At 70.3% G+C, this 26,503-nt stretch carries 20 protein-coding genes, 2 tRNA genes and 1 pseudogene; 16 read left to right on the plus strand and 7 right to left on the minus strand.

What is annotated here, in order from left to right; all coding sequences use genetic code 11:
- Nucleotides 1–67 precede the first annotated feature (67 nt).
- From gnd to ACWD11_RS07870, 7 genes are all read left to right on the plus strand, one after another.
- Nucleotides 68–946, plus strand: a complete 879-nt coding sequence (gene gnd, locus ACWD11_RS07840) for a phosphogluconate dehydrogenase (NAD(+)-dependent, decarboxylating) (RefSeq protein ID WP_389416615.1) — start codon at nucleotides 68–70, stop codon at nucleotides 944–946.
- A gap of 39 nt (nucleotides 947–985) precedes the next feature.
- The gene (recF, locus tag ACWD11_RS07845; RefSeq protein ID WP_451281921.1) at nucleotides 986–2,107 is read left to right on the plus strand and encodes a DNA replication/repair protein RecF; all 1,122 of its coding nucleotides are present in this window, start codon (nucleotides 986–988) and stop codon (nucleotides 2,105–2,107) included.
- The gene (locus ACWD11_RS07850) at nucleotides 2,104–2,673 is read left to right on the plus strand and encodes a DUF721 domain-containing protein (protein ID WP_451281923.1); all 570 of its coding nucleotides are present in this window, start codon (nucleotides 2,104–2,106) and stop codon (nucleotides 2,671–2,673) included. The genes recF and ACWD11_RS07850 overlap by 4 nt, the downstream gene beginning before the upstream one ends.
- A 363-nt stretch (nucleotides 2,674–3,036) precedes the next feature.
- Nucleotides 3,037–5,106 (plus strand): DNA topoisomerase (ATP-hydrolyzing) subunit B, encoded by a 2,070-nt coding sequence (gyrB, locus tag ACWD11_RS07855; RefSeq protein ID WP_451281925.1) that lies wholly within the window; start codon nucleotides 3,037–3,039, stop codon nucleotides 5,104–5,106.
- A gap of 42 nt (nucleotides 5,107–5,148) precedes the next feature.
- On the plus strand, nucleotides 5,149–7,743 hold the full coding sequence (gene gyrA / locus ACWD11_RS07860) for a DNA gyrase subunit A (protein ID WP_389416619.1): 2,595 nt from the start codon (nucleotides 5,149–5,151) through the stop codon (nucleotides 7,741–7,743).
- 17 nt (nucleotides 7,744–7,760) lie between these two features.
- Nucleotides 7,761–8,486: a DUF3566 domain-containing protein gene (locus ACWD11_RS07865; protein WP_389416620.1), complete on the plus strand. Its 726-nt coding sequence runs from the start codon at nucleotides 7,761–7,763 to the stop codon at nucleotides 8,484–8,486.
- A gap of 111 nt (nucleotides 8,487–8,597) precedes the next feature.
- Nucleotides 8,598–8,671: transfer RNA gene (locus tag ACWD11_RS07870), tRNA-Ile, on the plus strand.
- Between the two features lie 200 nt (nucleotides 8,672–8,871).
- Here ACWD11_RS07870 and ACWD11_RS07875 read toward each other — a convergent pair.
- On the minus strand, nucleotides 8,872–12,795 hold the full coding sequence (locus tag ACWD11_RS07875) for an nSTAND1 domain-containing NTPase (RefSeq protein WP_451281927.1): 3,924 nt from the start codon (nucleotides 12,793–12,795) through the stop codon (nucleotides 8,872–8,874).
- Between the two features lie 424 nt (nucleotides 12,796–13,219).
- Between ACWD11_RS07875 and ACWD11_RS07880 the strand changes: the two genes are divergently transcribed.
- Entirely contained in the window at nucleotides 13,220–14,434 is a 1,215-nt protein-coding gene (locus ACWD11_RS07880; protein WP_451281929.1) for an amidohydrolase family protein, read from the plus strand.
- A gap of 50 nt (nucleotides 14,435–14,484) precedes the next feature.
- Nucleotides 14,485–14,679 carry a ferredoxin gene (locus ACWD11_RS07885; protein ID WP_389416623.1) on the plus strand — a complete coding sequence of 65 codons (195 nt, stop codon included), beginning with the start codon at nucleotides 14,485–14,487 and terminating at the stop codon, nucleotides 14,677–14,679.
- On the opposite strand, the pseudogene ACWD11_RS07890 reads toward ACWD11_RS07885, so the two are convergent.
- Together ACWD11_RS07890 and ACWD11_RS07895 are read right to left on the minus strand one after the other, a co-directional pair.
- Nucleotides 14,676–15,419, minus strand: a pseudogene (locus ACWD11_RS07890) (glycosyltransferase family 2 protein); the annotation flags it as partial. The gene ACWD11_RS07885 and the pseudogene ACWD11_RS07890 overlap by 4 nt on opposite strands.
- Before the next feature lie 143 nt (nucleotides 15,420–15,562).
- Nucleotides 15,563–15,967 carry a DUF6344 domain-containing protein gene (locus ACWD11_RS07895; RefSeq protein WP_389416624.1) on the minus strand — a complete coding sequence of 135 codons (405 nt, stop codon included), beginning with the start codon at nucleotides 15,965–15,967 and terminating at the stop codon, nucleotides 15,563–15,565.
- Nucleotides 15,968–16,295: 328 nt separating this feature from the next.
- Between ACWD11_RS07895 and ACWD11_RS07900 the strand changes: the two genes are divergently transcribed.
- Both ACWD11_RS07900 and ACWD11_RS07905 read left to right on the plus strand, forming a co-directional pair.
- A complete protein-coding gene (locus ACWD11_RS07900; protein WP_389416625.1) occupies nucleotides 16,296–16,424 on the plus strand; it encodes a DLW-39 family protein in 129 nt (42 codons plus the stop codon).
- A 178-nt stretch (nucleotides 16,425–16,602) separates the two neighbouring features.
- Nucleotides 16,603–17,865 carry a hypothetical protein gene (locus ACWD11_RS07905; protein WP_389416626.1) on the plus strand — a complete coding sequence of 421 codons (1,263 nt, stop codon included), beginning with the start codon at nucleotides 16,603–16,605 and terminating at the stop codon, nucleotides 17,863–17,865.
- 249 nt (nucleotides 17,866–18,114) lie between these two features.
- Here the strand turns inward: ACWD11_RS07905 and ACWD11_RS07910 are convergent, their stop codons facing one another.
- Nucleotides 18,115–19,395 carry a serine/threonine-protein kinase gene (locus ACWD11_RS07910; RefSeq protein WP_389416627.1) on the minus strand — a complete coding sequence of 427 codons (1,281 nt, stop codon included), beginning with the start codon at nucleotides 19,393–19,395 and terminating at the stop codon, nucleotides 18,115–18,117.
- A 154-nt stretch (nucleotides 19,396–19,549) separates the two neighbouring features.
- Nucleotides 19,550–20,101, minus strand: coding sequence for a helix-turn-helix domain-containing protein (locus ACWD11_RS07915; protein WP_389416628.1), 552 nt, complete (start codon nucleotides 20,099–20,101; stop codon nucleotides 19,550–19,552).
- A 183-nt stretch (nucleotides 20,102–20,284) separates the two neighbouring features.
- Here ACWD11_RS07915 and ACWD11_RS07920 point away from each other — a divergent pair.
- Both ACWD11_RS07920 and hisC read left to right on the plus strand, forming a co-directional pair.
- Nucleotides 20,285–20,357, plus strand: a tRNA-Ala gene (locus ACWD11_RS07920).
- Nucleotides 20,358–20,493: 136 nt separating this feature from the next.
- The gene (gene hisC, locus ACWD11_RS07925; RefSeq protein WP_451281931.1) at nucleotides 20,494–21,591 is read left to right on the plus strand and encodes a histidinol-phosphate transaminase; all 1,098 of its coding nucleotides are present in this window, start codon (nucleotides 20,494–20,496) and stop codon (nucleotides 21,589–21,591) included.
- Between the two features lie 90 nt (nucleotides 21,592–21,681).
- Here hisC and ACWD11_RS07930 read toward each other — a convergent pair whose 3' ends face one another.
- Complete coding sequence (locus ACWD11_RS07930; RefSeq protein WP_451281933.1) at nucleotides 21,682–22,908, minus strand: MDR family MFS transporter; 1,227 nt, start codon at nucleotides 22,906–22,908, stop codon at nucleotides 21,682–21,684.
- Between the two features lie 116 nt (nucleotides 22,909–23,024).
- Between ACWD11_RS07930 and ACWD11_RS07935 the strand changes: the two genes are divergently transcribed.
- The 3 genes from ACWD11_RS07935 to ACWD11_RS07945 are packed head-to-tail and all read left to right on the plus strand — an operon-like array spanning nucleotide 23,025 to nucleotide 25,415.
- The gene (locus ACWD11_RS07935) at nucleotides 23,025–24,347 is read left to right on the plus strand and encodes an ATP-grasp domain-containing protein (protein WP_451281935.1); all 1,323 of its coding nucleotides are present in this window, start codon (nucleotides 23,025–23,027) and stop codon (nucleotides 24,345–24,347) included.
- 40 nt (nucleotides 24,348–24,387) lie between these two features.
- Nucleotides 24,388–25,002, plus strand: coding sequence for a hypothetical protein (locus tag ACWD11_RS07940; protein WP_389416632.1), 615 nt, complete (start codon nucleotides 24,388–24,390; stop codon nucleotides 25,000–25,002).
- The gene (locus tag ACWD11_RS07945; RefSeq protein ID WP_389416633.1) at nucleotides 25,002–25,415 is read left to right on the plus strand and encodes a DUF2000 family protein; all 414 of its coding nucleotides are present in this window, start codon (nucleotides 25,002–25,004) and stop codon (nucleotides 25,413–25,415) included. The genes ACWD11_RS07940 and ACWD11_RS07945 overlap by 1 nt, the downstream gene beginning before the upstream one ends.
- Before the next feature lie 135 nt (nucleotides 25,416–25,550).
- Here ACWD11_RS07945 and ACWD11_RS07950 read toward each other — a convergent pair whose 3' ends face one another.
- Nucleotides 25,551–26,249, minus strand: a complete 699-nt coding sequence (locus tag ACWD11_RS07950; protein WP_451281937.1) for a DUF5324 family protein — start codon at nucleotides 26,247–26,249, stop codon at nucleotides 25,551–25,553.
- Between the last annotated feature and the right edge of the window lie 254 nt (nucleotides 26,250–26,503).

The raw sequence follows: 26,503 nt of genomic DNA on the forward strand, positions 1-26,503 counted from the left end.
TCCGGGTTTAGGCTCGGACATGGGTACGAAGGTGCCAGTCACGCCACAGCAACCTAAGGAACAACTGATGGAGCTCGGTCTCGTCGGCCTCGGCAAGATGGGCGGCAACATGCGCGAGCGGATCCGCCGCGCGGGCCACACCGTCGTCGGATACGACCGCAACCCGGACCTCGCGGATGTCCACAGCCTGGAAGAGCTTGTGGGCAAGCTCAAGGGCCCGCGCGTCGTGTGGGTGATGGTCCCGGCCGGTGCCGCCACCCAGTCGACCATCGACGAGCTCGCCGAGCTCCTGGAGCCCGGGGACGTCGTCGTGGACGGCGGGAACTCCCGCTGGACGGACGACGAGAAGCACGCCGAGGAGCTGGCCGCCAAGGGCATCGGCTTCGTCGACTGCGGGGTCTCCGGCGGCGTCTGGGGCCTGGAGAACGGCTACGCCCTGATGTACGGCGGCGACGCGGAGAACGTCGCCAAGGTGCAGCCGGTCTTCGACGCGCTCAAGCCCGAGGGCGACTTCGGCTCGGTGCACGCCGGCAAGGTCGGCGCCGGGCACTTCGCGAAGATGGTCCACAACGGCATCGAGTACGCGATGATGCAGGCCTACGCCGAGGGCTGGGAGCTGCTGGAGAAGGTCGACTCCGTCACCGACGTGCGGGAGGTCTTCCGCTCCTGGCAGGAGGGCACGGTCATCCGCTCCTGGCTGCTGGACCTCGCGGTCAACGCCCTCGACGAGGACGAGCACCTGGACCGGCTGCGCGGTTTCGCACAGGACTCCGGCGAGGGCCGCTGGACCGTGGAGGCCGCCATCGACAACGCCGTGCCGCTGCCCGCGATCACGGCGTCCCTGTTCGCGCGGTTCGCCTCCCGCCAAGAGGACTCCCCGCAGATGAAGATGATCGCGGCGCTGCGCAACCAGTTCGGCGGCCACGCGGTCGAGAAGAAGCAGTAACCAGCGAGAACCAGCACCGGGGGAGGTCGGCGCACCACCATGCACGTCACGCATCTGTCGCTCGCCGACTTCCGCTCGTACGCCCGGGTCGAGGTTCCGCTCGACCCGGGCGTCACCGCCTTCGTGGGCCCCAATGGCCAGGGCAAGACGAACCTCGTCGAGGCCGTCGGCTATCTCGCCACCCTCGGCAGTCACCGCGTCGCCTCGGACGCGCCCCTGGTGCGCATGGGCGCCGACCGCGCGATCATCCGGGCGCAGATCCGGCAGGGCGAGCGGCAGCAGCTGGTGGAGCTGGAGCTGAACCCCGGCCGGTCCAACCGCGCCCGGATCAACAGATCGTCGCAGGTCAGGCCGCGGGACATCCTCGGGATCGTGCGTACGGTGCTGTTCGCGCCGGAGGATCTGGCGCTGGTGAAGGGCGACCCCGGTGAGCGCCGCCGCTTCCTCGACGAGCTGATCACCGCCCGCTCCCCGCGCATGGCGGGCGTGCGCTCCGACTACGACCGGGTGCTCAAGCAGCGCAACACCCTGCTGAAGTCGGCCGTACTCGCCCGCAGGCACGGCGGCCGCTCGATGGACCTGTCCACCCTCGACGTGTGGGACCAGCACCTCGCGCGCGCGGGCGCCGAACTGCTCGCCCAGCGCATGGACCTGATCGCCGCGATCCAGCCGCTGGCGGACAAGGCGTACGAGCAGCTGGCGCCCGGCGGCGGCCCGCTGGCGCTGGAGTACAAGCCGTCCGCGCCCGGCGAGGCACACACGCGTGAGGCTCTGTACGAGCAGGTGATGTCCGTGCTCGCGGACGCCCGTAAGCAGGAGATCGAGCGGGGCGTCACCCTGGTGGGTCCGCATCGCGACGATCTGCTGCTCAAGCTGGGGCAGCTGCCCGCCAAGGGGTACGCCTCGCACGGCGAGTCCTGGTCGTACGCGCTGGCACTGCGGCTGGCCTCGTACGACCTGCTGCGGGCCGAGGGCAATGAGCCGGTGCTCGTGCTCGACGACGTCTTCGCCGAGCTGGACACCCGGCGCCGCGAGCGGCTGGCCGAGCTGGTCGCCCCCGGGGAGCAGGTGCTGGTGACGGCGGCGGTCGAGGACGACGTGCCGCACGTGCTGGCGGGGGCGCGGTACGCCGTGGCCGAGGGGGCGGTGGAGCGCGTATGACCGCCGACGATCCCCGCAAAGTTGTGGGCCCCAAGAAGGCCGAGGAGCCGGTGAAGAAGGCCCCCGAGCCGTCCGGCGTCGACCTCGCGCGCGTGGCGTTGCGCGCGGCGAAGGAACAGGCACGCGCGCGGGGGGACGCGGCGCAGCAGAAGAGGCAGGCGCGGCGCGGCGGCGGCCTGCGCTCCGGTGCGCGCGCCGACGGCCGCGACCCGATGGCGCTGGGTGCCGCCATCAACCGGCTGATCACCGAGCGCGGCTGGGAGGCGCCGGCCGCGGTGGGCGGGGTGATGGGCCGCTGGCCGCAGATCGTGGGGCCGGACCTGGCCAACCACTGCGAGCCGCAGACCTACGACGAGGACGAGCGGGTGCTGGTCGTGCGGTGCGACTCGACGGCCTGGGCGACGAATCTGCGGCTGCTCGCCCCGCAGTTGGTGGCCCGGCTGAACGAGGATCTCGGGCACGGCACGGTGAAGGTGATCAAGGTCCTGGGCCCCGGCGGCCCCGAACGCCGCTACGGCCCCCTCAGGGCCCCGGGCAGCACCGGACCCGGCGACACCTATGGGTGACGTACATCACGTACCGGCAGTTCGGGACGGCTCCGGCGTAGCACTGAACGCGGTCGCGGATCCCCTCGTGCGGGCGACCTGACTCCCAAGTAGCAAAGGGTTGACACCTCGAAGCGCTGAGTGCCGCTGTGAGCCTCTTGGAGCCCCGCTCCGTATATGGGGAGTCGGGAGAGACCGGTTCAGGGCGGCACATGCGGACTCAGGTACCGGCAAACCCCCATCACTGTCGGCGCTACCGGTAGACTGGAAGCCAATCCCGCCCCACTCGTGGGGACCGCCCGGGAAACGCTGAGCAACGCTGATCAAGGCTTACCAACGCAACATGCCGCAGCCGCTCCGGCAACCTGCCGACGAGCCTGGCTAGTGCTGTGCCAGAAAGGGCGCTTCGTGGCCGATTCCGGCAACCCCAACGAGAACATCCCGTCCACCGACGCCGTGGCAGGCGTACCCGAGGCCCATGCCACGGCGTACGACGCGAGTGCCATCACCGTCCTCGAGGGTCTGGACGCGGTCCGCAAGCGACCCGGTATGTACATCGGCTCGACCGGCGAGCGCGGCCTGCACCACCTCGTGTACGAGGTGGTCGACAACTCCGTCGACGAGGCGCTGGCCGGTCACGCGGACACCATCGAGGTGACGATCCTCCCCGACGGCGGCGTGCGGGTCGTGGACAACGGCCGTGGCATCCCGGTGGGCATCGTCGCCTCCGAGGGCAAGCCGGCCCTCGAGGTCGTGCTGACCGTGCTGCACGCGGGCGGCAAGTTCGGCGGCGGCGGCTACGCGGTCTCCGGTGGTCTGCACGGCGTGGGCGTCTCCGTGGTGAACGCGCTGTCGTCGAAGGTCGCCGTCGTGGTCCGCACCGACGGCCACCGCTGGACGCAGGACTACAAGATGGGCGTCCCCACGGCGCCGCTCGTCAAGCACGAGGCCACCGAGGAGACCGGCACCTCGGTCACCTTCTGGGCCGACAGCGACATCTTCGAGACCACGGACTACTCCTTCGAGACGCTCTCGCGGCGCTTCCAGGAGATGGCGTTCCTCAACAAGGGTTTGACGATCAAACTCACTGATGAGCGCGACTCGGCGAAGGCCACCTCCGGGGCGGACGAGGCCGGCGCGGACGAGACCGCCGAGGTCAAGACGGTCACGTACCACTACGAGGGCGGCATCGTCGACTTCGTGAAGTACCTCAACTCCCGCAAGGGAGACGTGGTGCACCCCTCGGTGATCGACCTCGAGGCGGAGGACAAGGACAAGGCCCTCTCCCTCGAGATCGCCATGCAGTGGAACAGCGGTTACAGCGAGGGCGTGTACTCCTTCGCCAACATCATCCACACGCACGAGGGCGGCACCCACGAAGAGGGCTTCCGCGCGGCGCTGACCAACCTGATCAACAAGTACGCGCGCGACAAGAAGCTGCTCCGGGAGAAGGACGACAACCTCACCGGCGACGACATCCGCGAGGGTCTCACCGCGATCATCTCGGTGAAGCTGAGCGAGCCGCAGTTCGAGGGCCAGACCAAGACCAAGCTGGGCAACACCGAGGCCAAGACCTTCGTCCAGAAGGCGGTCTACGAGCACCTCAACGACTGGCTGGACCGCAACCCGGTGGAAGCCGCGGACATCATCCGCAAGGGCATCCAGGCGGCCACCGCGCGCGTGGCGGCCCGCAAGGCGCGCGACCTGACCCGCCGCAAGGGCCTGCTGGAGTCGGCGTCGCTGCCGGGCAAGCTCTCGGACTGCCAGTCGAACGACCCCACCAAGTGCGAGATCTTCATCGTCGAGGGTGACTCCGCCGGCGGCTCGGCCAAGTCCGGCCGCAACCCGCAGTACCAGGCGATCCTCCCGATCCGGGGCAAGATCCTCAACGTCGAGAAGGCGCGGATCGACAAGATCCTGCAGAACCAGGAGATCCAGGCGCTGATCTCCGCCTTCGGTACGGGTGTGCACGAGGACTTCGACATCGAGAAGCTCCGCTATCACAAGATCATCCTGATGGCGGACGCCGACGTCGACGGGCAGCACATCAGCACCCTGCTGCTGACCTTCCTGTTCCGCTTCATGCGGCCGCTGGTCGAGGCTGGGCACGTGTACCTCTCCCGTCCCCCGCTGTACAAGATCAAGTGGGGCCGGGACGACGTGGAGTACGCCTACTCGGACCGCGAGCGTGACGCGCTGATCGAGATGGGCCGCCAGCGCGGCAAGCGCGTGCGCGAGGACTCCATCCAGCGCTTCAAGGGTCTCGGCGAGATGAACGCCGAGGAGCTGCGCATCACGACGATGGACCAGGAGCACCGCGTCCTCGGCCAGGTCACCCTCGACGACGCCGCCCAGGCCGACGACCTGTTCTCGGTCCTCATGGGCGAGGACGTCGAAGCGCGCCGCGCCTTCATCCAGCGCAACGCCAAGGACGTCCGGTTCCTCGACATCTGAGTCGGTCTCAGCTGACCGCACCAGGAAGGATCTTCACCAGCAATGGCCGACGAGAACACCCCCGTCACCTCTGAAGAGGGCGGCATCATCGCCCAGCGTGTCGAGCCCGTCGGGCTCGAGACGGAGATGCAGCGTTCGTACCTGGACTACGCGATGTCCGTCATCGTGTCCCGCGCGCTGCCGGACGTCCGGGACGGCCTCAAGCCCGTCCACCGCCGCGTCCTGTACGCCATGTACGACGGCGGCTACCGGCCCGAGCGCGGCTTCTACAAGTGCGCGCGCGTGGTCGGCGACGTCATGGGCAACTACCACCCGCACGGCGACTCCTCGATCTACGACGCCCTGGTGCGCCTCGCCCAGCCGTGGTCGATGCGGATGCCGCTGGTGGACTCCAACGGCAACTTCGGCTCGCCGGGCAACGACCCGGCGGCGGCCATGCGCTACACCGAGTGCAAGATGGCGCCGCTGTCGATGGAGATGGTCCGCGACATCGACGAGGAGACCGTCGACTTCACGGACAACTACGACGGCCGCTCCCAGGAGCCGACCGTCCTGCCCGCCCGCTTCCCGAACCTGCTGATCAACGGCTCGGCCGGTATCGCGGTCGGCATGGCGACCAACATCCCGCCGCACAACCTGCGCGAGGTCGCGGCCGGCGCCCAGTGGTACCTGGAGAACCCGGAGGCCTCTCACGAGGAGCTCCTGGACGCCCTCATGGAGCGCATCAAGGGCCCCGACTTCCCGACCGGCGCCCTGGTGGTCGGCCGCAAGGGCATCGAGGAGGCGTACCGCACGGGCCGTGGCTCGATCACCATGCGGGCGGTCGTCGAGGTCGAGGAGATCCAGAACCGCCAGTGCCTGGTGGTCACCGAGCTCCCCTATCAGACCAACCCCGACAACCTCGCGCAGAAGATCGCCGACCTGGTGAAGGACGGCAAGATCGGCGGCATCGCGGACGTCCGCGACGAGACCTCCTCGCGCACCGGTCAGCGCCTGGTCATCGTGCTGAAGCGGGACGCGGTCGCCAAGGTGGTGCTGAACAACCTCTACAAGCACACCGACCTTCAGTCGAACTTCAGCGCCAACATGCTGGCGCTCGTCGACGGCGTCCCGCGCACCCTCTCCCTGGACGCGTTCATTCGCCACTGGGTGACGCACCAGATCGAGGTCATCGTCCGCCGTACGAAGTTCCGGCTGCGCAAGGCCGAGGAGCGGGCGCACATCCTGCGCGGTCTGCTCAAGGCCCTGGACGCCATCGACGAGGTCATCGCGCTGATCCGGCGCAGTGACACGGTCGACGTGGCGCGCACGGGCCTGATGGAGCTCCTGGAGATCGACGAGATCCAGGCCAATGCCATCCTCGAGATGCAGCTGCGCCGACTGGCCGCCCTGGAGCGCCAGAAGATCGTCCAGGAGCACGACGAGCTCCAGGCGAAGATCACCGAGTACAACGCGATCCTGGCCTCGCCGGTCCGCCAGCGCGGCATCGTCAGCGAGGAACTCGCCGCGATCGTCGAGAAGTACGGCGACGACCGCAAGACCACGCTGGTGCCCTACGACGGCGACATGTCGATGGAAGACCTCATCGCCGAAGAGGACATCGTCGTCACCATCACGCGCGGCGGTTACGTCAAGCGGACCAAGACGGACGACTACCGCTCGCAGAAGCGCGGCGGCAAGGGTGTGCGCGGCGCGAAGCTGAAGGAAGACGACATCGTCGACCACTTCTTCGTCTCGACCACGCACCACTGGCTGCTGTTCTTCACCAACAAGGGCCGCGTCTACCGCGCCAAGGCCTACGAGCTGCCGGACGCCGGCCGGGACGCGCGCGGCCAGCACGTGGCGAACCTGCTGGCCTTCCAGCCGGACGAGGCGATCGCCGAGATCCTCGCCATCCGGGACTACGACGCGGCGCCGTACCTGGTGCTCGCCACGAAGGCCGGTCTGGTGAAGAAGACCTCTCTGAAGGATTACGATTCGCCGCGCTCCGGAGGCGTCATCGCGATCAATCTCCGGGAGCAGCAGGACGGTTCCGACGACGAACTGATCGGAGCCGAGCTCGTTTCGTCCGAGGACGATCTGCTGCTGATCAGCAGGAAGGCGCAGTCGATCAGGTTCACCGCAACGGACGATGCGCTGCGCCCGATGGGCCGTGCCACCTCGGGTGTCAAGGGCATGAGTTTCCGCGAGGGCGACGAGCTGCTCTCGATGAATGTTGTTCGACCCGGTACGTTCGTGTTCACTGCAACCGACGGTGGGTACGCGAAGCGCACCCCCGTCGACGAGTACCGCGTCCAGGGACGTGGCGGTCTCGGCATCAAGGCCGCCAAGATCGTCGAGGACCGCGGATCGCTCGTCGGCGCGCTGGTGGTCGAGGAGACCGACGAGATCCTCGCCATCACGCTGGGCGGCGGTGTGATTCGTACGCGAGTCAACGAGGTCAGGGAGACGGGCCGTGACACCATGGGCGTCCAACTGATCAACCTGGGCAAGCGCGATGCCGTGGTCGGTATCGCACGTAACGCCGAGGCGGGGCGCGAGGCGGAGGAAGTCGACGGCGTGGACGCCGTGGACGAGACCGCCGAGACGGCCCAGGCCGCCGGCACGGACGAGGGTGAGGCGCCCTCGGCCGAGTAGCACGAGGAGTGAGTCACGTGAGCGGAGCCACGGGCGCCGGATCGGCCGGTACCTCTACGGGTACGGAGACGGACGGCGGCGGCCGTGGCTCCGCCGCGCAGACCACGGACTCGCCCTCGCCCGATACGCATGGATCCCAGGGGGGAACTGTGACGGACACCCGAGGCCCGCAGGCCCAGCAGTACGCGGCCGGCCAGGCCCCGGCGGCTCAACAGCAGTCGGCGCAGCCCGCGCCGGCGCCGTCGCCGCTGCCCGGCGAGCGGCAGCCCCAGCCTTCCTCCGGGCCCTACCACCCGCCGCAGGCCTACCCGGCGGCCGCCGCCCCGGCGAACGCGGTCCGCAGGCCCCGCACGGGTGCCAGGACCGTGCCGCGCACCCGCAAGGCACGTCTGCGGGTGGCCAAGGCGGACCCGTGGTCGGTGATGAAGGTCAGCTTCCTGCTCTCCATCGCCCTCGGCATCTGCACCATCGTCGCGGCGGCGGTGCTGTGGATGGTCATGGACGCGATGGGCGTCTTCTCGACGGTCGGCGGCACCATCTCGGAGGCGACGGGCTCGAACGAGTCCAACGGCTTCGACCTCCAGTCGTTCCTGTCGCTGCCGAACGTCCTGATGTTCACGTCGATCATCGCGGTCATCGATGTCGTCCTCGCCACGGCCCTCGCCACCCTCGGCGCCTTCATCTACAACCTCTCCGCCGGCTTCGTCGGCGGCGTGGAGCTGACGCTGGCCGAGGACGAGTGAACACCGCTCCGACCTCTCCTGACGCCTCCCCGACAACCGATTTTGGGACTGCGCACGTCGTGCGCTAATCTTCAGGAGTCAGCGCGCGGGACACACACCGCAGAGCGCGGCGGGGCTATAGCTCAGTTGGTTAGAGCGCATCCCTGATAAGGATGAGGCCACAGGTTCAAATCCTGTTAGCCCCACAGTTCGAGAAACCCCCGGTCCAGCAGGACCGGGGGTTTTCTTCTGTGCGGGGGCGCTGACGTGGCGTGAAAAGACCCGATCGCTGGCGACGGGGGATGCACCAGCGATCGGGCTGTGAACCACAGTAACAAGGCTGGTGGAGCGGCGGGAGGCGGCCGTTCGGGACCGGGTGGGGGTTGTGAGCGGGATCACGTGGTCGTCACGGGTCGCACGGGGGGTCGTAGGAGAGCCGGGGGAGGTATTCGTCCCATTTCTCCTCCGTCAGGACGCCGCGGGTGGTGGCGCAGATGCGGTTCACCGCCCGGTCGACGTCGAGGTTCCACAGGCGGACCGTGTCGGTGCCGCTGGATACGCCGAGCATGTTGCTGCGGGGGCTGAAGGACAGGAAGTTGCCGGTCTTGGCGTTGGGGCTCATCGACTCGCCGATGGGGGCCGCCTCGGAGGGGGTGGCGGCCTTCCACAGGCGGACCGTGTTGTCGTTGCCGCCGCTGGCGAGGGTGCGGCCGTCCTGGCTGAACGTCAGGGAGACGACCGCCTCCGTGTGACCGGTCAGCGTGGCCGCGGGCTCGCGCGTCCCGGCCGGGTCGGTGACGTCCCACAGGCGGACCGTGTCGTCGTCGCTGCCGCTGGCCAGGGTGCGGCCGTCGGGGCTGTGGGCGAGGACGTTGACGGGGCCCTCGTGGGCGGTGAGCGGGGAGCCGACCGGGGTGGTGTGCCGGGGGTCGGCGGTGTTCCACAGCCGGATCGTGCCGTCCGCGCTGCCGCTGGCGAGGGTGCGGCCGTCGGCGGAGAAGGCGAGGGTGTTGACGTAACCGCGGTGGCCGGTGAGCGGGGAGCCGTAGGGCGTCGGCCGGCGCGGGTCGGAGATGTTCCACAGCCGCAGGGTGCGGTCGTCGTAGGCCGTGGCGAGGGTGCGGCCGTCGGGGCTGAACGCCAGGGCGTCGGGGCCCATGAAGCGGGTGCGCAGGGTCAGGGGCGGGCCGTGGGAGACCGGGCGGGTGGGGTCGGAGACGTCCCACAGGAAGACCGCGCGGGCGCCCGTCAGCACCGCGAGGGTGCGGCCGTCGGGTGAGAACAGCAGGGAGCGCTGGCCGCCGTCGTCGGGCATGAACGGCTTGTTCAGGGTCGCCGGGCGGTCCGGGTTCCGTACGTTCCACAGCCGGACGCTGCCGTCGCGGGCGGCCGTGGCGAGGACCCGTCCGTCGGGGCGGAAGGCGCCGCTGCGGCCGAACATGTCGGAGGCCGGGATCGACCACAGCCGCACCTTGCTGTCGCCGCTTCCGGTGGCCAGGGTCCTGCCGTCCGGGCTGAAGCCCAGCGCGTACATCTCCCCGCTGCTGCCCGCGAGCGGCTCGCCGACCTGGGCGGGGTAGGCCGGATCGCTGACGTTCCACAGGGTGGCGGTGCTGTCCGCGCTGGCCGCGGCGAGCGTGGAGCCGTCGGGGCTGAAGGCCACCGACCAGATGGGCCCGGTGTGGCCGGTCAGGGGCGGGCCCAGCGCGGTGGCGCGGCCGGGGTCCGTCACGTCCCACAGGCGTACGGCGTCGTCGGCGGCGCCGCTGGCCAGGGTCTGGCCGTCGGGGCTGAACGCGACGGAGTGCACCAGGTCCGTGTGACCGGTCAGCGGGGTGCCGTACGGCTTCGGGCGGCGCGGGTCGGCGGTGTTCCACAGCCGGATCGTGTCGTCGTCGCCGCCCGCGGCGAGCGTGTCGCCGTCCGGGCTGAACGCCACCGAGCGCACGGCGGCGCGGGCGCCGGTGAGGGTGCTGACGGTCTTCGGGCGGTCCGGGCCCGCCACGTCCCACAGGCGGACCGTGCGGTCCTCGCCGGCGGAGGCCAGGGTGCGGCCGTCGGGGCTGAACGCGAGCAGGTAGATCGTGCCCCGGTGGCCGGTCAGGGGGGTGCGCAGCGGCTTGGGGCGGCGGGGATCCCGTACGTCCCACAGCCGGATCGTGCCGTCGTCCGCCGCGCTGGCGAGGGTGCGGCCGTCCGGGCTGAAGACCGCGCTGCTCACCCAGCTGGTGTGGCCGACGAGCGGCTTGCCCAGGGGTTTGGGGCGCCGCGGGTCGCCGACGTCCCAGAGCCGGACCGTGCGGTCGTAGCTGGCGGTGGCCAGGAGCTTGCCGTCGGGGCTGAAGGAGGTGAGGTAGACGGCGCCGGTGTGGCCGAGGAGCGGGGTGGCCAGCGGGGCGTTCACGATGGACACCAGCCGGTTGTTGGTGCCCTCGTCGTCCGGGCGCAGCCGGTGCGCCACCACGTCGAGCTGGGCCGACAGCGACGGGTCGGTGTACTGCACGCGGTCCGCCTCGGCCACCACCTGCTCGAACACGGCGTCGTTGCGCTGCTGCCACGCCACCACCGCGGAGCCCACGGCCACCAGCGCCAGCACCACCAGCGTCGCCACCGCACCGCGCCGGACCCACAGGGTGCGCCGGCGCAGCCGTACCGAGGCCGCCAGGAACTCCACCGCGCTGCGGGTCAGGAAGGTGTCCCCCGCCGACCTCGCCCAGCTGTGCGCCTGCTCCAGCCGGGAGCCCCGGTAGAGCAGGGAGGAGTCGCGGTGGGAGTCCTCCCAGGAGCGGCCGTCCTCCTCCAGGCGCTGGCGCAGGAGGTTGCCGCCGCGGTCCTCGTCGATCCACTCGCGCAGCCTCGGCCAGGCGTGCAGCAGCGCCTCGTGGGTGATCTCCACGGTCTCCGCGTCGAGGGTCACCAGCCGGGCCTGGACCAGCGCTTCGAGCGACTCCTCCGTCTTGTCGGGGTCGGCCGACTCCGCCGCCAGCTGCCGCCGGGTGCCGCGCCTGCGGGTGGCCTGGGTGTCCTCGCCGAGCCGGACCAGCCGCAGCAGCAGCAGCCGGGCCGCCGTACGGGCCGCCGGGTCGAGGCCGGACCAGGCCCGCTCAGCGGTCGCCGCGACGGCGCCCTGGATTCCGCCGGCGGCGCGATAGCCGGCCAGGGTCAGCCGCCCGGACTTGCGGCGCTGCCAGGTGGCCAGCAGGGCGTGCGAGAGCAGCGGGAGCACCCCGGCGTCATGGGCGCCGCGCGGGCCGTCCGCGCTGACCTCGCGGACGATCAGTTCGGCGAGGCCGGGTTCGAGTTCCAGGCCGACGGCCTTGGCCGGTCCGGTCACCGCATCGCGCAGCTCGGCGCTGGTCAGCGGGCCGAGCACCATGTGCCGGTGCTGGAGGGCGTCGGCGAGTTCGGGGTAGCCGAGGCACTGCTCGTAGAAGTCGGCGCGTATGCCGAGGACGACGAGTGCGGGGGCCGGGGCGCCGTCGGCGGCGGGTGAGGCGACGGCGTGCAGTAACTGGATGAAGGTGCGGCGGTCGGTCTCGTCGGCGCAGAGGGTGAACGCCTCCTCGAACTGGTCGACGATGACGACCGGCCGGGCCCCGGGCGTCCGCCCGGCCCACGCCGCGACGGCGTCCCGCGCCGCGTCCCCGAACCCCGGGCTCTCCCGCCCGCCCACCGCGGCCAGTTCGGGGATCCGCCGGGTCAGCTCGGCCAGGGGATCGGCGCCGGGGACGAGCTGCAGCACGTCCCGTTCGTCCTGTACGGCGGGCACCAGACCGGCGTTGAGCAACGAGGACTTCCCCGCGCCCGAGGCGCCGACCAGCATCAGCAGCCCGCCGCCGCGCTCCGCCGACCGGAGCTGCTCGACCAGGGCCGCGGTACTGCGCTCCCGGCCGAAGAACCACCGGGCGTCCTCCTGGCGGTAGGAGGCAAGGCCCCGGTAGGGGCAGACGCTCACCGCGGGGGGCGGCTCCTCGGCCGCTTCCTCGGAGACGGGGTCGGCCACCGCCCGCTCCCACAGCACCTGCCACTGCGGCAGGTCGTACAGCCCGGGGGAGACCGGCGCCGGACGGGCCCGCCGCGCCTGCGGGATCAGCACCTGGAGTACGGCGGCCAGGGCGGCGAACTGTGCCGGTACGTTCTTCGCGCGCCGCCAGTCGCTGATGCGCTGCGCGGAAACCCGTACCGGACGCCCTCGTTCATCCACCCGCTGGAGCTGGACGACCGCCTCGGACACCCGCTTGAGGGGCGGGTTCCCGGCCTCCCGGTACAGCAGCGCAAGGCGTTCCGCGAAGGCTGTGCGTGCCCCTGAGTCGGAACTCAAGGCCTCCACCCCTTACTTTCCCCGCACCTGGACGTCCGGACCGGAAAACTCACTTTATACGGCTGACCTGGGCCAAAGCCCTGAGCGGAAAACCGGAACCTCCTCGGGAAGGGTCCCAACTGGCAGGATCACACCGCGTAGCCAGTCAACCGCGCGTCGTCCGGAGAGGCTGCCGGCCTCCGCTGCCTTTGCCGCAGTGACGGAAGAACGATTTCCCGTCCGCGCACCCCGAGACCTCCCGAGTCCTCGGTCCCGCTCCGGCGGGGACCGACACCAGCGCGTCGTTTGGCACCGGTCCCCGCGAGGGGAGGGACCGGTGCCGAACGACGCGGCATCCGCTCCCCTCGCCTGCCCCTGATGCTTGCCGCTTTCACCCCGTGGGCTTACCTTCATTTCTGACGAACCGTCAGATGTGAGGCGGGAGGGAGCCGGCGTGGTCGAGGTCGTGAACGGCACCAGGGAACTGCCCAAGGTCATCAGCGTGGACGATCACGTGATCGAGCCCGCGCACCTCTTCGAGACCTGGCTTCCGGCCAAGTACCGGGACAAAGGCCCCAAACCCTTCACCGCCGGCATCGGTGAGCTGGAGTACGTGGGCGGAAAGTACCGGTTCACCACCGACCCGGACGGCCAGATCACCGACTGGTGGGAGTACGAGGGCGAGTTCTTCCCGTACAAGCGGATCATCGCGGCCGTCGGGTTCTCCCGGGACGAGATGACGCTTGACGGGATCACCCGCGAGCAGATGCGGCGGGGCTGCTGGGATCCCAAGGCCCGTGTGGCGGACATGGAGATGAACCATGTCGAGGCCTCGCTCTGCTTCCCCACCTTCCCCCGCTTCTGCGGCCAGACCTTCGCGGAGGCCAAGGACAAGGAGGTCGGACTCGCCTGTGTGCGCGCCTACAACGACTGGATGGTCGAGGAGTGGTGCGGCGACAGCGGCGGCCGGCTCATCCCGCTCTGCCTGATCCCGCTGTGGGACATCGACCTGGCGGTCGCGGAGATCCACCGCAACGCCGCTCGCGGGGTCCGGGCGGTGACCTTCAGCGAGATTCCCACCTATCTCGGACTGCCCTCGATCCACACCGGTTACTGGGACCCCTTCTTCGCGGCCTGCGAGGAGACCGGCACGGTGGTGAACATGCACATCGGGTCCTCCTCCCAGATGCCGGCCGCCTCCCCGGACGCGCCGCCCGCCGTGCAGGCCTCGCTGAGCTTCAACAACGCCATGGCCTCGATGATGGACTTCCTCTTCTCCGGGGTCCTGGTGAAGTTCCCGCGGCTGAAACTCGCCTACAGCGAGGGGCAGATGGGCTGGATCCCGTACGCCCTGGAGCGCGCGGACGACGTCTGGGAGGAGCACCGGGCCTGGGGCGGGGTGAAGGACCTGATCCCGGAGCCCCCGTCGACGTACTACTACCGGCAGATCTTCTGCTGCTTCTTCCGGGACCGGCACGGCATCGAGGCCATCGAGACGGTCGGGGTGGACAACGCCACCTTCGAGACGGACTATCCGCACGTCGACTCGACCTGGCCGCACACCAAGCAGGTCGCGGCCGAGCACATGGCGGGCCTGTCGGACGAGGTGACGTACAAGCTGCTGCGCGGCAACGCCATCCGGATGCTCGATCTGCCCTTCGACCGCTGATTGACGGCCCTCCGGCGGGGGCAGTCACCCGGGGAGAGACGGGAGTGCAGATGACGAAGGTCTCCGTGGACCCCGAGTTGTGTTACGGATCCGGCGAGTGCGTCTACCGCGTGCCGTCCGTCTTCACCGTGCGGGACGGCTTCGGGGCCGTCAGGGCCGGGCGTGAGGACAGCGGGGGCGAGCCGGAGGTGCGGGAGGCGGCGGAACTGTGCCCGTCCCAGGCGATCGTGATCGGCGAGTCGTAGCTCCACCGGCTGGCGGCGAGCGCACGCGCGCGTGCCTCCGCCACCGCCATCCGCGCCGCCCGCTCCGCCGGATCGACGTGCGATGCCTGGCCCGTGGCCTGCCCCTCCCACTTCCGGTACAGCAGCCCGGTCTCGGCCGAGAACCAGCCGCGGCTCACGGCGTTCAGGGCGAGCAGCAGCCCGGTGTCCTCGGACGCGGGCAGCGCCATCCAGCCGCCGAGGGCGAGCAGCAGCTCGCGGCGTACGCAGAGGGAGGCCGGGTGGACCTGGGCGCGGAAGTCGTTGGCCCGCCAGAAGTCCAGCACCGCGCCACGCTCGACCGGGCCGTCGTCGGGGTCGTGGGGGAAGGCGGCGGTGGAACCGTCGGGCAGCAGATCCAGCACCCGTGAGGTCACCCACCCGATCCCCGCGTCGCGCTCCAGGACCGCGAGATCGCGGGCGAGCGCTCCCGGGGTGAGCCGGTCGTCGGCGTCCAGCACCTTCACATAGGGGCCGTCGGCGTGCGCGAGCGCGATGGTACGGGCCACTCCGGGGCCGCCGGACCGGCCCTGGCGGAAGGTGACACGGGGGTCGTCGGGGACATGGGGGGCGACGGTGTCGCTCGTCCCGTCCTCCTGCACGAGCCAGTGCCAATCCCAGCCGTCGGGCAGCTCCTGCGCGCATAACGAGGCGTACGCCTCCGGCAGGAAGCGGGCGGAGGGGCCGTGCACAGCGGTGACGATGACGACCCGCCGGCGCACCGCGGGTGTGCGAGACATGGGGCCAGGCTACGACGAGGCCCGGCCGCGTCTTCGCGTGGCCGGGCCTCGGAACAGGGCGGAGCTGTACGCAAGTTCGCCAGGACGGATGGGGGAGAAGGATCAGGTGCGCGGGCGGTGCGCGGTCAGCGCTGGAGGGGGATGTCCCTGGTGCCGGTGGTCGCTCCGGCGGGCGCCTCGGCCTCCGCCTCGGTCTCCGCCTCGGCATCGGTGGAGTCGCAGTCGAGCGCGGCCGGATCCGCTTCCGTGTCCGCGGGCCCGTGGTGGCGGCAGCTCGGTGTCTTGCCGTGCGCCTCGGCGCGGATGCGCTGCTTCATCGTGGGGGGCAGTGACCTGGCGTAGGACCAGGTCCAGAGGGACATCGCCGGCACCGGGGCCTGCGCGGTGCTGTCGCTGCCGCTGGTGCGGGCCGACTCGATGGGGGGTACGGCCGCGGCGGCGGTCGTGGTGACGAGTCCGAGCGCCGTGCACAGCGCGAGGAAGGCGGTGACGATGGCGGTCCACAGCTTCATGACCTTGTTCCGGGCCATGGCCCCTCACTTTCAGGTTGGGCGATTTGCGTACTTTCCTCATGATGTGTATGGGGGCCGCGAAGTGGTGGACCTACGCCCGTGGCGCGTCGATGTTCAGATGAACACCACTCGGATGGGTGCAAGTGGCCGGAAACGCGGAGAAGGGAGCCCAAAATCACCGTGCGTGAGGGGGCGATCACCCTCGGATCGGAGTGCCGACCGCCGCTGCTACTGCGGTCCAGGCGCGGTGAGTTGGCGGGCTCGCACAGGTCACCGATCGATATCGGTCGGTGTGTATAGTCGGGCGCCAGAGGTCCCCTACGTCAACGAAGGACGAGGTCGCGCGGTGAAGAAGCTTCTCCTGGTCACACTGGCCGCCATCGGCGGGCTCCTTGTGTACCGCCAGATCCAGGCGGATCGCGCCGAGCAGGACCTGTGGACGGAGGCGACCGACTCCGTGCCCGCGGGTTCGTGAGAATTCCGACAAGCTGAGCTGAGAACAGACCCCGGCCGTGGTTGCGGTCGGGGTTTTGTGTTTTCCGCGGATGGCTCGCGGCCCGGGTGGGCAGGATGGGGCACGTTCCCGGTCCGGCGACGACAAGGGGTGGCGCGTGATGGGGCGGCCTACGGCGTGGTGGCGTGCGGTGTGCCGCGTGGCCGTGGTGACGGCGGTGCTGTGCGCGACCGGGACCGGTGCCCTGCTGCCCTCCGCGGTTGCGGCCCCCGCGCCGACCCCTTATGGCTTCTCCCCCGACGCCACCACCGTCCCGGGCGTCGGCAGCACGGCGGACGCCGCCCGGCTGGAACCCGGACGGGCGTACCGCAGCTCGCTGCCGGTGAGCACCGACGTCTACTACCGCCTCGACCTGGACGGCACCTCCACCGCGTACGTCTCCGCCACCGCGGTCCCGCCGGCCGACGCGGCCGTCTCCGCCTCCGACGGGATCCGGGTGTCGGTGCAGGACGCCGACGGCGGCTCCTGCTCCTTCGAGACGGAGACCTTCGGCGGCGGCAGCAGCGCGCGTCCGCTCACGGCCGTGGCGATGCGGGAACGGTCCGGGGACCGCGGGCGGTGCGCGGAGGCGGGCCCCTACTACGTGGTCGTGGAGCGGGTGGGTACGCCGGCCCCCGGCGACGTCGCCTGGGACCTGGAACTCGCCACCTTCTCGGAGCCCCCGCTGGACCGGGCCGCACCGACCAGTGCCCCCGGCTCCTGGGACTCCGGCACACCCGCGCCCCTGACGGACGAGGCGGTACGACGGGACGGGGGCGCGGGGTTCGCCTCCGCCGTCCCGCTCGGGCAGGGCGTGTGGCGCTCGGACCTGCCGCCCGGGCGGACCGTGTTCTACAAGGTGCCGGTCGACTGGGGGGAGCGGCTGTACGCCACCGCCGAGCTGGCCGCTTCGGGGGAGGGCTCCCGGGTGGTCGTGGGGGCGCTGGAGCTGTCGGTCCACAACCCGGTGCGGGCGCCGCTGGACGACGCGAGCCTCAACTACAACGGCAGCCGGCGTTCCGCCTCGCTGGATCCGCTGCCGCCGGCGGTGTACGAGAACCGGTACGGGAACAGCGACCGGATCAGGGGAATGCGGTTCGGGGGCTCCTACTACCTCGTGGTGCATCTGAGCGCACAGGTGGCCGAGCGGTTCGGGGACGGGCCGTTCGCCCTGACGCTGCGGGTGCGTGTGGAGGGCCCGGCGCGGAGCGGGCCGGCCTATGACGGCCGGTTCCTGCCGCAGGGGGTGTTCGCGCCGCCCGGGGGCGCGGGGGAGCTGGGCGGGGTGCCTTCCGGGGGCGGGAGCGCGGGAGACGACGACGCCTTGATGACGATCCTCGCGGTGAGCGGCATCGGGGGCGGGACGGTGATCGTGGCGGTGCTGGCGGTGTGGACGACGGCGGGGCGACGCCGGGTTTCGTGAGGCGGGGGCGGCGGGGGCAGCGGGGGCGGGCGCCCGGGGCGAGGGCGGGGTCGCGGGGTAGACGGGCTTGGGTGTTGCGGGGCTTCCGGTGCTGGGGCGGGGCCTCCGGGGTCGGGGTCGCCTGCGGGGTTGGGGTCGCCTCCGGAGTCTGAGCCGCCTCCGCGGGCGGGGCCGCCTCCGGGTCGGGTCTGCCTCCGGGGTCGGGTCTGCCTCCGGGGTCGGGGCCGCCTGCGGGGTCGGTGTCCGTCGTCAGGTGCGGGCCAGGGCCCAGAAACCCGTGGCGTAGAGGGCCAGGGCGAGCAGCAGCAGGGGGAGCGCGATCTTCAAGGGCGGGCCGGGGCGGCGGGCGGCCTGACGGGCGGCTCGGCGGCGGGCCGTGCGGTGGCCTGTGGTCGGAGGGGGAACCTCCGGGGCCTGAGCGGTGTACGAAGCAGTAGAGGCGGTGTCGGAACGCCGGTGCGGCACCGGAGTGGGCGGCTGCGCGGGGTACTGCGGGACGTGGGGACGGGGGGTGGACAGGACATGAGCGGGGCTGTGCGGGGGCTGCTGCTGTTCCTGGGGCTGTGCCTGAGGCGGTGGCAGGTGGAAGCTGCCGGTGTCCGACATGGGCCTGGGTTTCGGCGGGGTGGCGTCCACGCCGGGTGCCCTCTTCAGCGGCCCCTCGGGAGCGAACCCCTCGGGCAGCGGACCGAGTTGGTCGAAGATCTCGATGATCTCGTCGTCGGGCCTCGGCTCGGGCAGCAGCTCGGCCGCCGAGGCGAGCGCCTTGCGGGCCCCGGTCGCCGTGCGGAACCGCGCCTGCGGATCCGGCTGCAACAGCGTCGCCACGACCTGCCACAGCGGCTCGGGAATCCCCTTGGGTGCCCCCGGGGTGCCATGCGCCGCGAAATACTCGATCAGCGCCTTGGCATCCGGCTTGGCCCCCTCCAGCAGATACAGCGCCACCAGCCCTACGGCGAACAGATCGGCCGGGAAGTCCGGTTCCGCGCCCAGCAGTTGCTCCGGCGCGAGGTAACCGGGCGTTCCCACCACGAGGTTGGTCTCGGTCAGCCGTGGCTCGCCCAGCCGCATCGCGATGCCGAAGTCGGACAGCCGCAGCCGCGGCCGGCCCGTGCCGGTGGCCTCCAGCAGCACATTGGCGGGCTTGATGTCACGGTGCACCACATCCTCGGCGTGCACCGCGGCGAGCCCCGCGAGGAGCTGGTCGAGCAGGGTGCAGACGAAGAACGGGGGCAGGGGGCCGTAGTCGCCGACCAGATGGACCAGCGAACCGCCGGCGACCAGGTCCATGGTGAACAGGACCTTGTCGTCGTCGGCGGCCCAGCTGGCGGGGGCGAGCACATGCGGATGATCGATCCTCAGGGCCTGCTCGCGCACGAAGCGCAGCAGGGAGTGCGCGTCGCTCTGCTGGAGCACCTTGGCGGCCACGTACCGGCGGCGGCGGTGATCCCAGGCGCGCCATACGGCGCCCACCCCTCCGCGTCCGATCGGGTCGACGAGTTCGTACCGCCCGGCGAAGACCTCACCCATGGCTGTGCGCCGCTCCTCCCCCTCCGCTTACCCCCCTTGCCTCCCCCTCGACGAGCGATACGACTCCCCCTCGCGCCGCTGAGATGCGACCCCCTCGCATCTCTCCTCCGTCCCCCCGGCCCGCCGAACCCCCTTCGGCGACCGGGGCGCGGGGTCAGCTCTGGTGGGACTGGTAGTGCGCGACCGCGTCGGAGGTGCGGCCCGCCCCGTAGACCCGCAGGAACTCCGCCAGCTCCGGGTGGGTCGGGGCGAGGGTGTCGGCGGCCTCGATGATGTCACCGGCGGCGGCGACCGAGCGCAGCAGCGACTGGATCTCGCGGACCACCCGCTTGACCGTGGGCGCTCCCGAATGGGTCGTCGACTGTGTCGTGTTGTTGCTGAGCACCGAGCCCCCCTGAGACTTCTTGATCTCGTCCATGCGCTCGGTGGCCTCGGCCGCGCTCACACTGCCGTCCGCGACCTGCCCCGCCAGGTCCTGGAGCAGCTGCACTCGCTGCACCACGGCCGGATTGCCGATCTTCGCCCGCTGACCGCTCATCAGCTGCGACAGCATCGGTGCGGACAGGCCGAGTACCCCCGCCAGACGAGCCTGGTTCAGACCAAGATCGTCTATCAGCTTACGGAAGAGCGCCCCCAGCGGCTCCCCGTACCAGTTCCGCTGCAGTTCCCGCGCTCTCGCTGTCGCTTCCTGCTGTGCGGCGTCCATTGCGTCTCCCCATCGCTTCCCCAGAACCGCGGTTCGCTCCAGCGAACCACGCGGAGCATCTTACGGAGAGTGGTCGGCCACCGGGACCCCCAATCTTTTTGCGAGATACCCCGGGCGACCCGGTACTCTGGTGCGCGGCGCCCACCGGATGCGTGACCGTTCCGGCCGGACGTCCCCTGTTGAGGGGCCTTAGCTCAGTTGGTAGAGCGCTGTCTTTGCATGGCAGATGTCAGGGGTTCGACTCCCCTAGGCTCCACAGCCCGAGAGCCCCTCTGACCTGCGTAGATGCAGGTCAGAGGGGCTCTGCTGATTTACGGTGCTCAGCATGGCGGGCCGAAAGGCTCAAAGGACCACAGCCGCTCATGTTGTCGTGAGCTGAGGAGGCAGAGCGAGTGGGCGAGCAGGCACCCAGACTGAGGCCGGTCCTCGAGTCGATACCCGGCTACCGGCCGGGGCGCTCAGTGTCGTCTTCCGGCGCGCAGGCCGGTTCCGTGTACAAGCTGTCCTCCAACGAGAACCCCTTTCCGCCGCTCCCCGGCGTGCTGGAGCGGGCGCTCGCCGGTACGGCCAGCGTCAACCGCTATCCCGATCTGGCCTGCGGGGAACTCGTCCGTGAGCTCTCCAGGTACCTCGACGTGCCGGAGTCCCACATCGCGACGGGCACGGGATCCGTGGGCGTCACACAGCAGCTGCTTCAGGCTACCGTCGGTCCGGGGGACGAAGTCCTCTATGCCTGGCGGTCGTTCGAAGCGTATCCGGTACTCACGCAGATCGTGGGGGCGGACTCCGTGCGGGTCCCGAACACCACTGGGGCGGCGCACGACCTCGCCGCGATGGCCTCCGCGATCACCGAGCGCACCAGACTCGTCTTTGTCTGCAACCCCAACAATCCCACCGGAACCATCGTGCGCCGAGCGGAGCTGGAACGCTTCCTCGACTTGGTTCCCTCGGACGTGCTGGTGGTTCTCGACGAGGCGTACATCGAGTTCGTCCGAGACGACGACTTTCCCGACGGGATCGAGGTGTACCGGAACCGCCCCAATGTCTGTGTCCTGCGCACCTTCTCCAAGGCGTTCGGGCTCGCCGGACTGCGAGTGGGCTTCGCCGTGGCGCACGAACCCGTCGCAGTGGCGCTGCGCAGGACGGCCGTGCCGTTCGGGGTGACCCGGTTCGCGCAGGACGCGGCCATCGCTTCACTGCAGGCCGACGGCCTGATGCGGGAACGAGTGGCCGCGCTCGTGGCCGAGCGGGACCGGGTGACGTCGGCACTGACCGAGCAGGGATGGGCCGTGCCTCCGTCGCATGCCAACTTCGTGTGGCTCGCCACCCACGAGCGTACGGCTGCCTTCACACAGGCCTGTGAGGACGAGGGAATCCTGGTGCGCTCGTTCGACGGCGAGGGCGTGCGGATCACCCTCGGGGAGCGCACCGCGAACGACCGCGTCCTCGTCGCGGCGAAGCGTTTCCACAAGGAGACAACCGGCAGGTGAACCTGCGCTTCGGGAAGGCTGGACCGGGCCGCTCCGCGGAAGGCGGGACAGCGCGGTGTCCCGGGTGAGTGCGACCGGGCCGCCGTTCGGTCAGCCCTCGGTCGCCACGATCCGGCGTCGGACCGCGCCGCGGAGGGCCCACTGCCCGGCGGCCGCCACACCGCACAGCGCGGCGCACGTGTACCAGAGCACGGGGGCTCCCGTCTCCAGCAGACGGGTGCCGCCTAGCGGCGCGGTGAACGACCCGACCCCCCAGGCCAGTCCGTAAAGGCCGTTGTACCGGCCGCGCAGGTGCTCCGGTGCCAGGTCGGCGACCAGGGCGGAGCCGATCGAGGTCAGCAGGACCTCGCCGACCGTCCAGACGGCGACCGCGGCGGCGTACCCGGGGGTGGTGGACACCCAGGCCGTGGCGGCGTTGCCGGCGCCCATCAGCACCATGCCGAGGACCAGCCCGTGGGTGCGGTCGAACTGCCCGAGCCGGTGCCCCAACAGCGGTTGGAGCACCACGATGGTCAGCCCGTTGAGGGCCATGACCAGGCCGTACGAGGACGTGGGCAGCCCCTGCCGTTCCATGGCCAGGGGCAGGGTGGTGAGGGCCTGCATGAAGACGAAGGCGCACAGAAGGGTCAGGAGAACGAAGATGACCATCACGTGATCCCGCAGGACGTCGGTGGCGCGCCCCTGGCCGACCCCGGTCTGATGGGTAGGCCCTTCCGGCACCCCCCGCCAGACGAGCAGGCCGAAGACGGCACAGCTCAGCGCGTCGATCCAGAACAGTGTGAGGAACCCGTCCCTGGCCAGTACCCCGCCGAGCGCCATGGACAGGGCGAAGCCCAGGTTCACCGCCCAGAGCAGCATCCCGAAGGCCCTGGGGCGTCCCTCGGGCGGGAACAGGTCGGCGACGATCGCCTGGGACGCGGGCCGGAACAGGTCCAGGGCGATGCCGAGGAGGAACACCACCACGACGATGACGGGGGTGCTCTCGGCGTAGCCGAGGACCAGCATGAGCGCGCCCGTGGCCAGCATGCCGCCGGTCAACGCGACGCGACGGCCCCAGCGGTCCGCGATCACTCCACCGATCGGCTGGGAGAGCACCCCGCCGATCCCCAACACCGCGAGAACGGCACCGACCTCCGTGGCGGCCAATCCCCGCTCACGACTCAGATAAAAGGAGAGAAAGGGGATGACCATCGTGCCGAGCCGGTTGATCAGGGTTCCTGACCAGAGAATCCAGAAAGGTCGGGGAAGGCCGCCGAATCTGGCCTGGGTTATGGCTGAAAAACGCCCGACCGTGGCGGGATTTCGCTTGGTCCACATGGGCGGAAATCCTTGCACGATAGTGGCTCGGCTGTCGATGTCGGCTGCTGGCGAGCTCCATTCCGGATGGTGAGATAGGAGGTTGACGGACCGCGTGGGAGCAGTGAAGGATGCATATGGTTTCAACGAGCACGGGGGAAGTAGTGAAAACTAACGCTCGTACGGCAGGGAAGCCACATGTTGTTCTCGTGGATATCTATGAAACGGCATCGCACGGTGTTCCACAGACCGCTCGCCATATAGCGCCGGTGTTTATTCGGGCCGGATTTCCGTGCGTACGGGTCCAGAGTTCCCCCGAGCCGCCCGCGGTGTACCGGTCGTCGTGCCCGGCGCTGGAGAACTACGCGGCGAACATCGTGCACGACGGTGATCTCGACCGGACCCTGAAGGAGCTCGCCCCGTACCGGCCGGTCGCCGTCATGGCCGGCGGCGAGTACGGAGTGGCCTTCGCCGACGTCCTGGGCGAGGCTCTCGGACTGCCGTCCAACGGCACCCGACTCAGCGAGGCCCGCAGGGACAAGGCCGCGATGACCGAGGCCGTACGCGCTGCGGGCCTGCTCACCGCTCGGCAGCTGCGGGCCGAGACCGAGGCCGAACTGGTGGACTGGCACCGGGAGACCGGCGGCCGGATCGTCGTCAAGCCGCTGCGCAGTGCGGGCGGGGACGGCGTCTCGTTCTGCGACACTCCGCAGGAGTCGGCCGAGGCCTTCCGCCGGCTCATCGGGTCCGACGACATCTTCTCCGCGACCAATACGGCGGTCCTCGCCCAGGAATACCTGGTGGGTACGGAGTACATCGTCAATACGGCGAGTCTCGACGGCCGCCACCACGCCGCCGAGATCTGGCGCAGCTCCCGGTACTCCGTCAACGGGATCACGGACCTGTCCGGCGCGTGCTACATCGTGCCGCGCCGGGGCGAGGTCCAGGACGCGCTGGTCCAGTACGCCTTCGCCGTACTGGACGCGCTCGACATCCGGCACGGCCCGGCGCATGTGGAGCTCAAGATGACCCCGCAGGGCCCCTGTCTCATCGAGGCGGGTGCCCGGCTGTCCGGTGGCGACCTGCCGTACTACGCCCAGCTGGCCACCGGCGAGTCCCAGCTGGACTGGGCCGTTGACGCCTATGTCCGGCCCAGGCGCTTCCTCGCCCGCCGGGGCGAGCCCTACGAGATCGACCGGTACTTCGCCTGGGTGGCGCTCATTTCTCCGGTCGCAGGAACACTCGCGGGATATCCCGAGCTCGACCGGATCAAGTCGATGGAGAGCTTCCGGGAAGCGTGGGAGCTCGTGCGGGCGGGTGACCGGATCGTGCCGACCGTGGACGACACCACGTATCCCGTGATCGTCAATCTGATGCATGAAGTGGAAGAAATCGTCCACCGTGACATGGGGACGATTCGATATCTCGACGGGGTGGGTTTCTATGAAATCGAGCAGTGATTATTCCCGCTTCTTCTCTTATGTGAGAGGGAGCTGAACCATGACTGCACAGATCGATGGTTATCAGCAGGCGGCGGCATTTGCCACGGAAATCACCCCGACCATGCGCTACCACTCCGCCGCCACACTCGCGGACGATCCCGCCGGTCTGACCTGCAGCGTCACCGTGGGAATGCGGTGGGCGGCGGCACACGGACGAGCGGGCCGGCTGTTCGGCTATCCGTCATTCGAACTCGCCGCCACATCGGTGAAGGACGGCCGGCACGACGCGCTGCTCGTCGCCGGCGCCTACCCGGAGATCCGCTCCTTCTTCTTCGACCCGCAACTGCTCGCGGTCGAGGCGTTCGTCAGCACGCTGCCCGACATGGTCCTCGCCGCCCCTGAGGACCATGCAGCCCTCCACCGCTTCGACACCGTCCACTACCACCCGGCGACCAGGGTCCTGTTCGAAGCCGGTGTCGCGAGCCGCGCGGACGACGCGGTCCAGGCCACGTCCAACAGCGCGGCCTGCCGTGGCGCCCTGGAGAACCCCCGTAGAGCGGCCGCCATCACCAACCAGACCTGCGCCGACCACTATGGTCTCAAGACCATCGAGGTGCTCTCGGCCGGTACGCCGATGAGCTTCGTCGTGTTCGAGCGAAGGAACCAGCAGTAGTGTCCGATCTCCTCCGCACCGCCATCGCCGTCGACAAGTCGCTGGACGCGGGAGCGGTCGCCAACGCCTCCGCGATCGTCATGGGCCAGCTGGCCCGCCTCGACGACCGGATCTACGCGGACGACGTGCGTGACGCCGAGGGCGCGCTGCACGCCGGCATCCGTTTCAACACCCTGGTGCTCTCCGGCCGGAGCAGTCATCTGACCGCTCTTGCCCAGGCCGCCCGGGCCGAGGGACTGCCCACCGTGCTGTTCACCGCCCAGGGCCAGTCGCTCAGCAACTCCTTCGACGCCTACCGGGACCTGATCGCCCGAGCCGCGCCGGGCGAACTGGGCGTCTGCGCGGTCGGCGTGGTGGGGGAGCATGAGCTGGTACGCACCCTGACCAAGCGCTTCAGTGTCTACCGCGGCTGACGCTTCGTCGAACGGATCGATCACCTCCCCGGCCACGGCCCCCGGGCGCTGTTTCACGTGAAACAGCACCGTGGGGCGGGAAACCCCCGACAGGTCTCCCGCCCCACGGGGCGCTGGGCTCGGAACGCCGTCAGATCACGGGCGTTCCTCGCGGTTCGCGGCCTCCTCGGCCTCCTTCTCCTGGACCTCGGGGTCGAGGACCGAGGGGGCGCTGCCGTCCACGGAGGCGAGGGGGGCCGACTCCGGGACCTCGGTGGCGGCCGGGGGCTCGACCAGCCAGTCCGGGTTGGCCTGCTTGTCCCACCACTTCCACGCGGCGAAGGCGGCACCCGTCAGGGCACCGGCGACCAGCAGGGTCTTCGCGAGCCGACCGGCCCGCGCCCGGCGCTCGTGCTTGCGGACCAGCTTGTGGATCTCCTGGGGCGAGACCTGTCCGCGCAGCGCGGCCAGCGCGGCCGCACTGCGCGACGCGGCCTCGTCCTTCATGGGCACGGCCACCGCAACCGCCTGCTCCAGCCTCGGCCGGGAGTACTCGGCCGCCTGGCGGGCAGCGATACGGGTGCGGAGCGCGGCTTCCTGGGCGGCGTGGTCGACCTTCGGCGGCACATGGGTGAGGGCCTGTTCCAGTCGCGGGGCGACCAGGGCGTCGTACTGCACGCGGGCCTGCTCGGCGGCCTGGGACACCTTCGGCGCAAGCCGTACGCGTGCCTCCTGTGCGTATTGCACGGCCGAGTCCTTGGCTGTGCCGGCGTAGGGCGCCACCACTTCCGCGGCGTGCCGCACGCTGTCCTTCGCCGAGCCGGCTGCGGCGCGCACGCTGTCTTTGCGGGTCACGGTTCCTCCTCCTCGGTGGCGTTACGTATTTCGACTTTCCACCCTTTTAGGGATCATGCCTGTGAATGAGCGTGGGGGCATGTGAAGGGCTGGCATCCGGGTCACGCAGAGGCATCAGGTTCACACAGTGGCATCAAGGTCAGACAGATGAATACCGGGCAACGGGAGCTTGTCGTCGACAATGCCACGGATCGCCGCTGCCCGCCCCCGGCTCGGGGCCACTCGACCGGATTTCTGCAAGGATCGGAGGGTCA

Source organism: Streptomyces sp. NPDC002776 (assembly GCF_053592195.1).

Bases quoted from the DNA above. Each gene is read 5' to 3' on its own strand.
- gnd (WP_389416615.1), top strand. From the start codon at position 68: ATGGAGCTCGGTCTCGTCGGCCTCGGCAAGATGGGCGGCAACATGCGC.
- recF (WP_451281921.1), top strand. From the start codon at position 986: ATGCACGTCACGCATCTGTCGCTCGCCGACTTCCGCTCGTACGCCCGG.
- ACWD11_RS07850 (WP_451281923.1), top strand. From the start codon at position 2,104: ATGACCGCCGACGATCCCCGCAAAGTTGTGGGCCCCAAGAAGGCCGAG.
- gyrA (WP_389416619.1), top strand. From the start codon at position 5,149: ATGGCCGACGAGAACACCCCCGTCACCTCTGAAGAGGGCGGCATCATC.
- ACWD11_RS07885 (WP_389416623.1), top strand. From the start codon at position 14,485: ATGACGAAGGTCTCCGTGGACCCCGAGTTGTGTTACGGATCCGGCGAG.
- ACWD11_RS07895 (WP_389416624.1), bottom strand. From the start codon at position 15,967: ATGGCCCGGAACAAGGTCATGAAGCTGTGGACCGCCATCGTCACCGCC.
- ACWD11_RS07910 (WP_389416627.1), bottom strand. From the start codon at position 19,395: ATGGGTGAGGTCTTCGCCGGGCGGTACGAACTCGTCGACCCGATCGGA.
- ACWD11_RS07915 (WP_389416628.1), bottom strand. From the start codon at position 20,101: ATGGACGCCGCACAGCAGGAAGCGACAGCGAGAGCGCGGGAACTGCAG.
- ACWD11_RS07930 (WP_451281933.1), bottom strand. From the start codon at position 22,908: ATGTGGACCAAGCGAAATCCCGCCACGGTCGGGCGTTTTTCAGCCATA.
- ACWD11_RS07935 (WP_451281935.1), top strand. From the start codon at position 23,025: ATGGTTTCAACGAGCACGGGGGAAGTAGTGAAAACTAACGCTCGTACG.
- ACWD11_RS07940 (WP_389416632.1), top strand. From the start codon at position 24,388: ATGACTGCACAGATCGATGGTTATCAGCAGGCGGCGGCATTTGCCACG.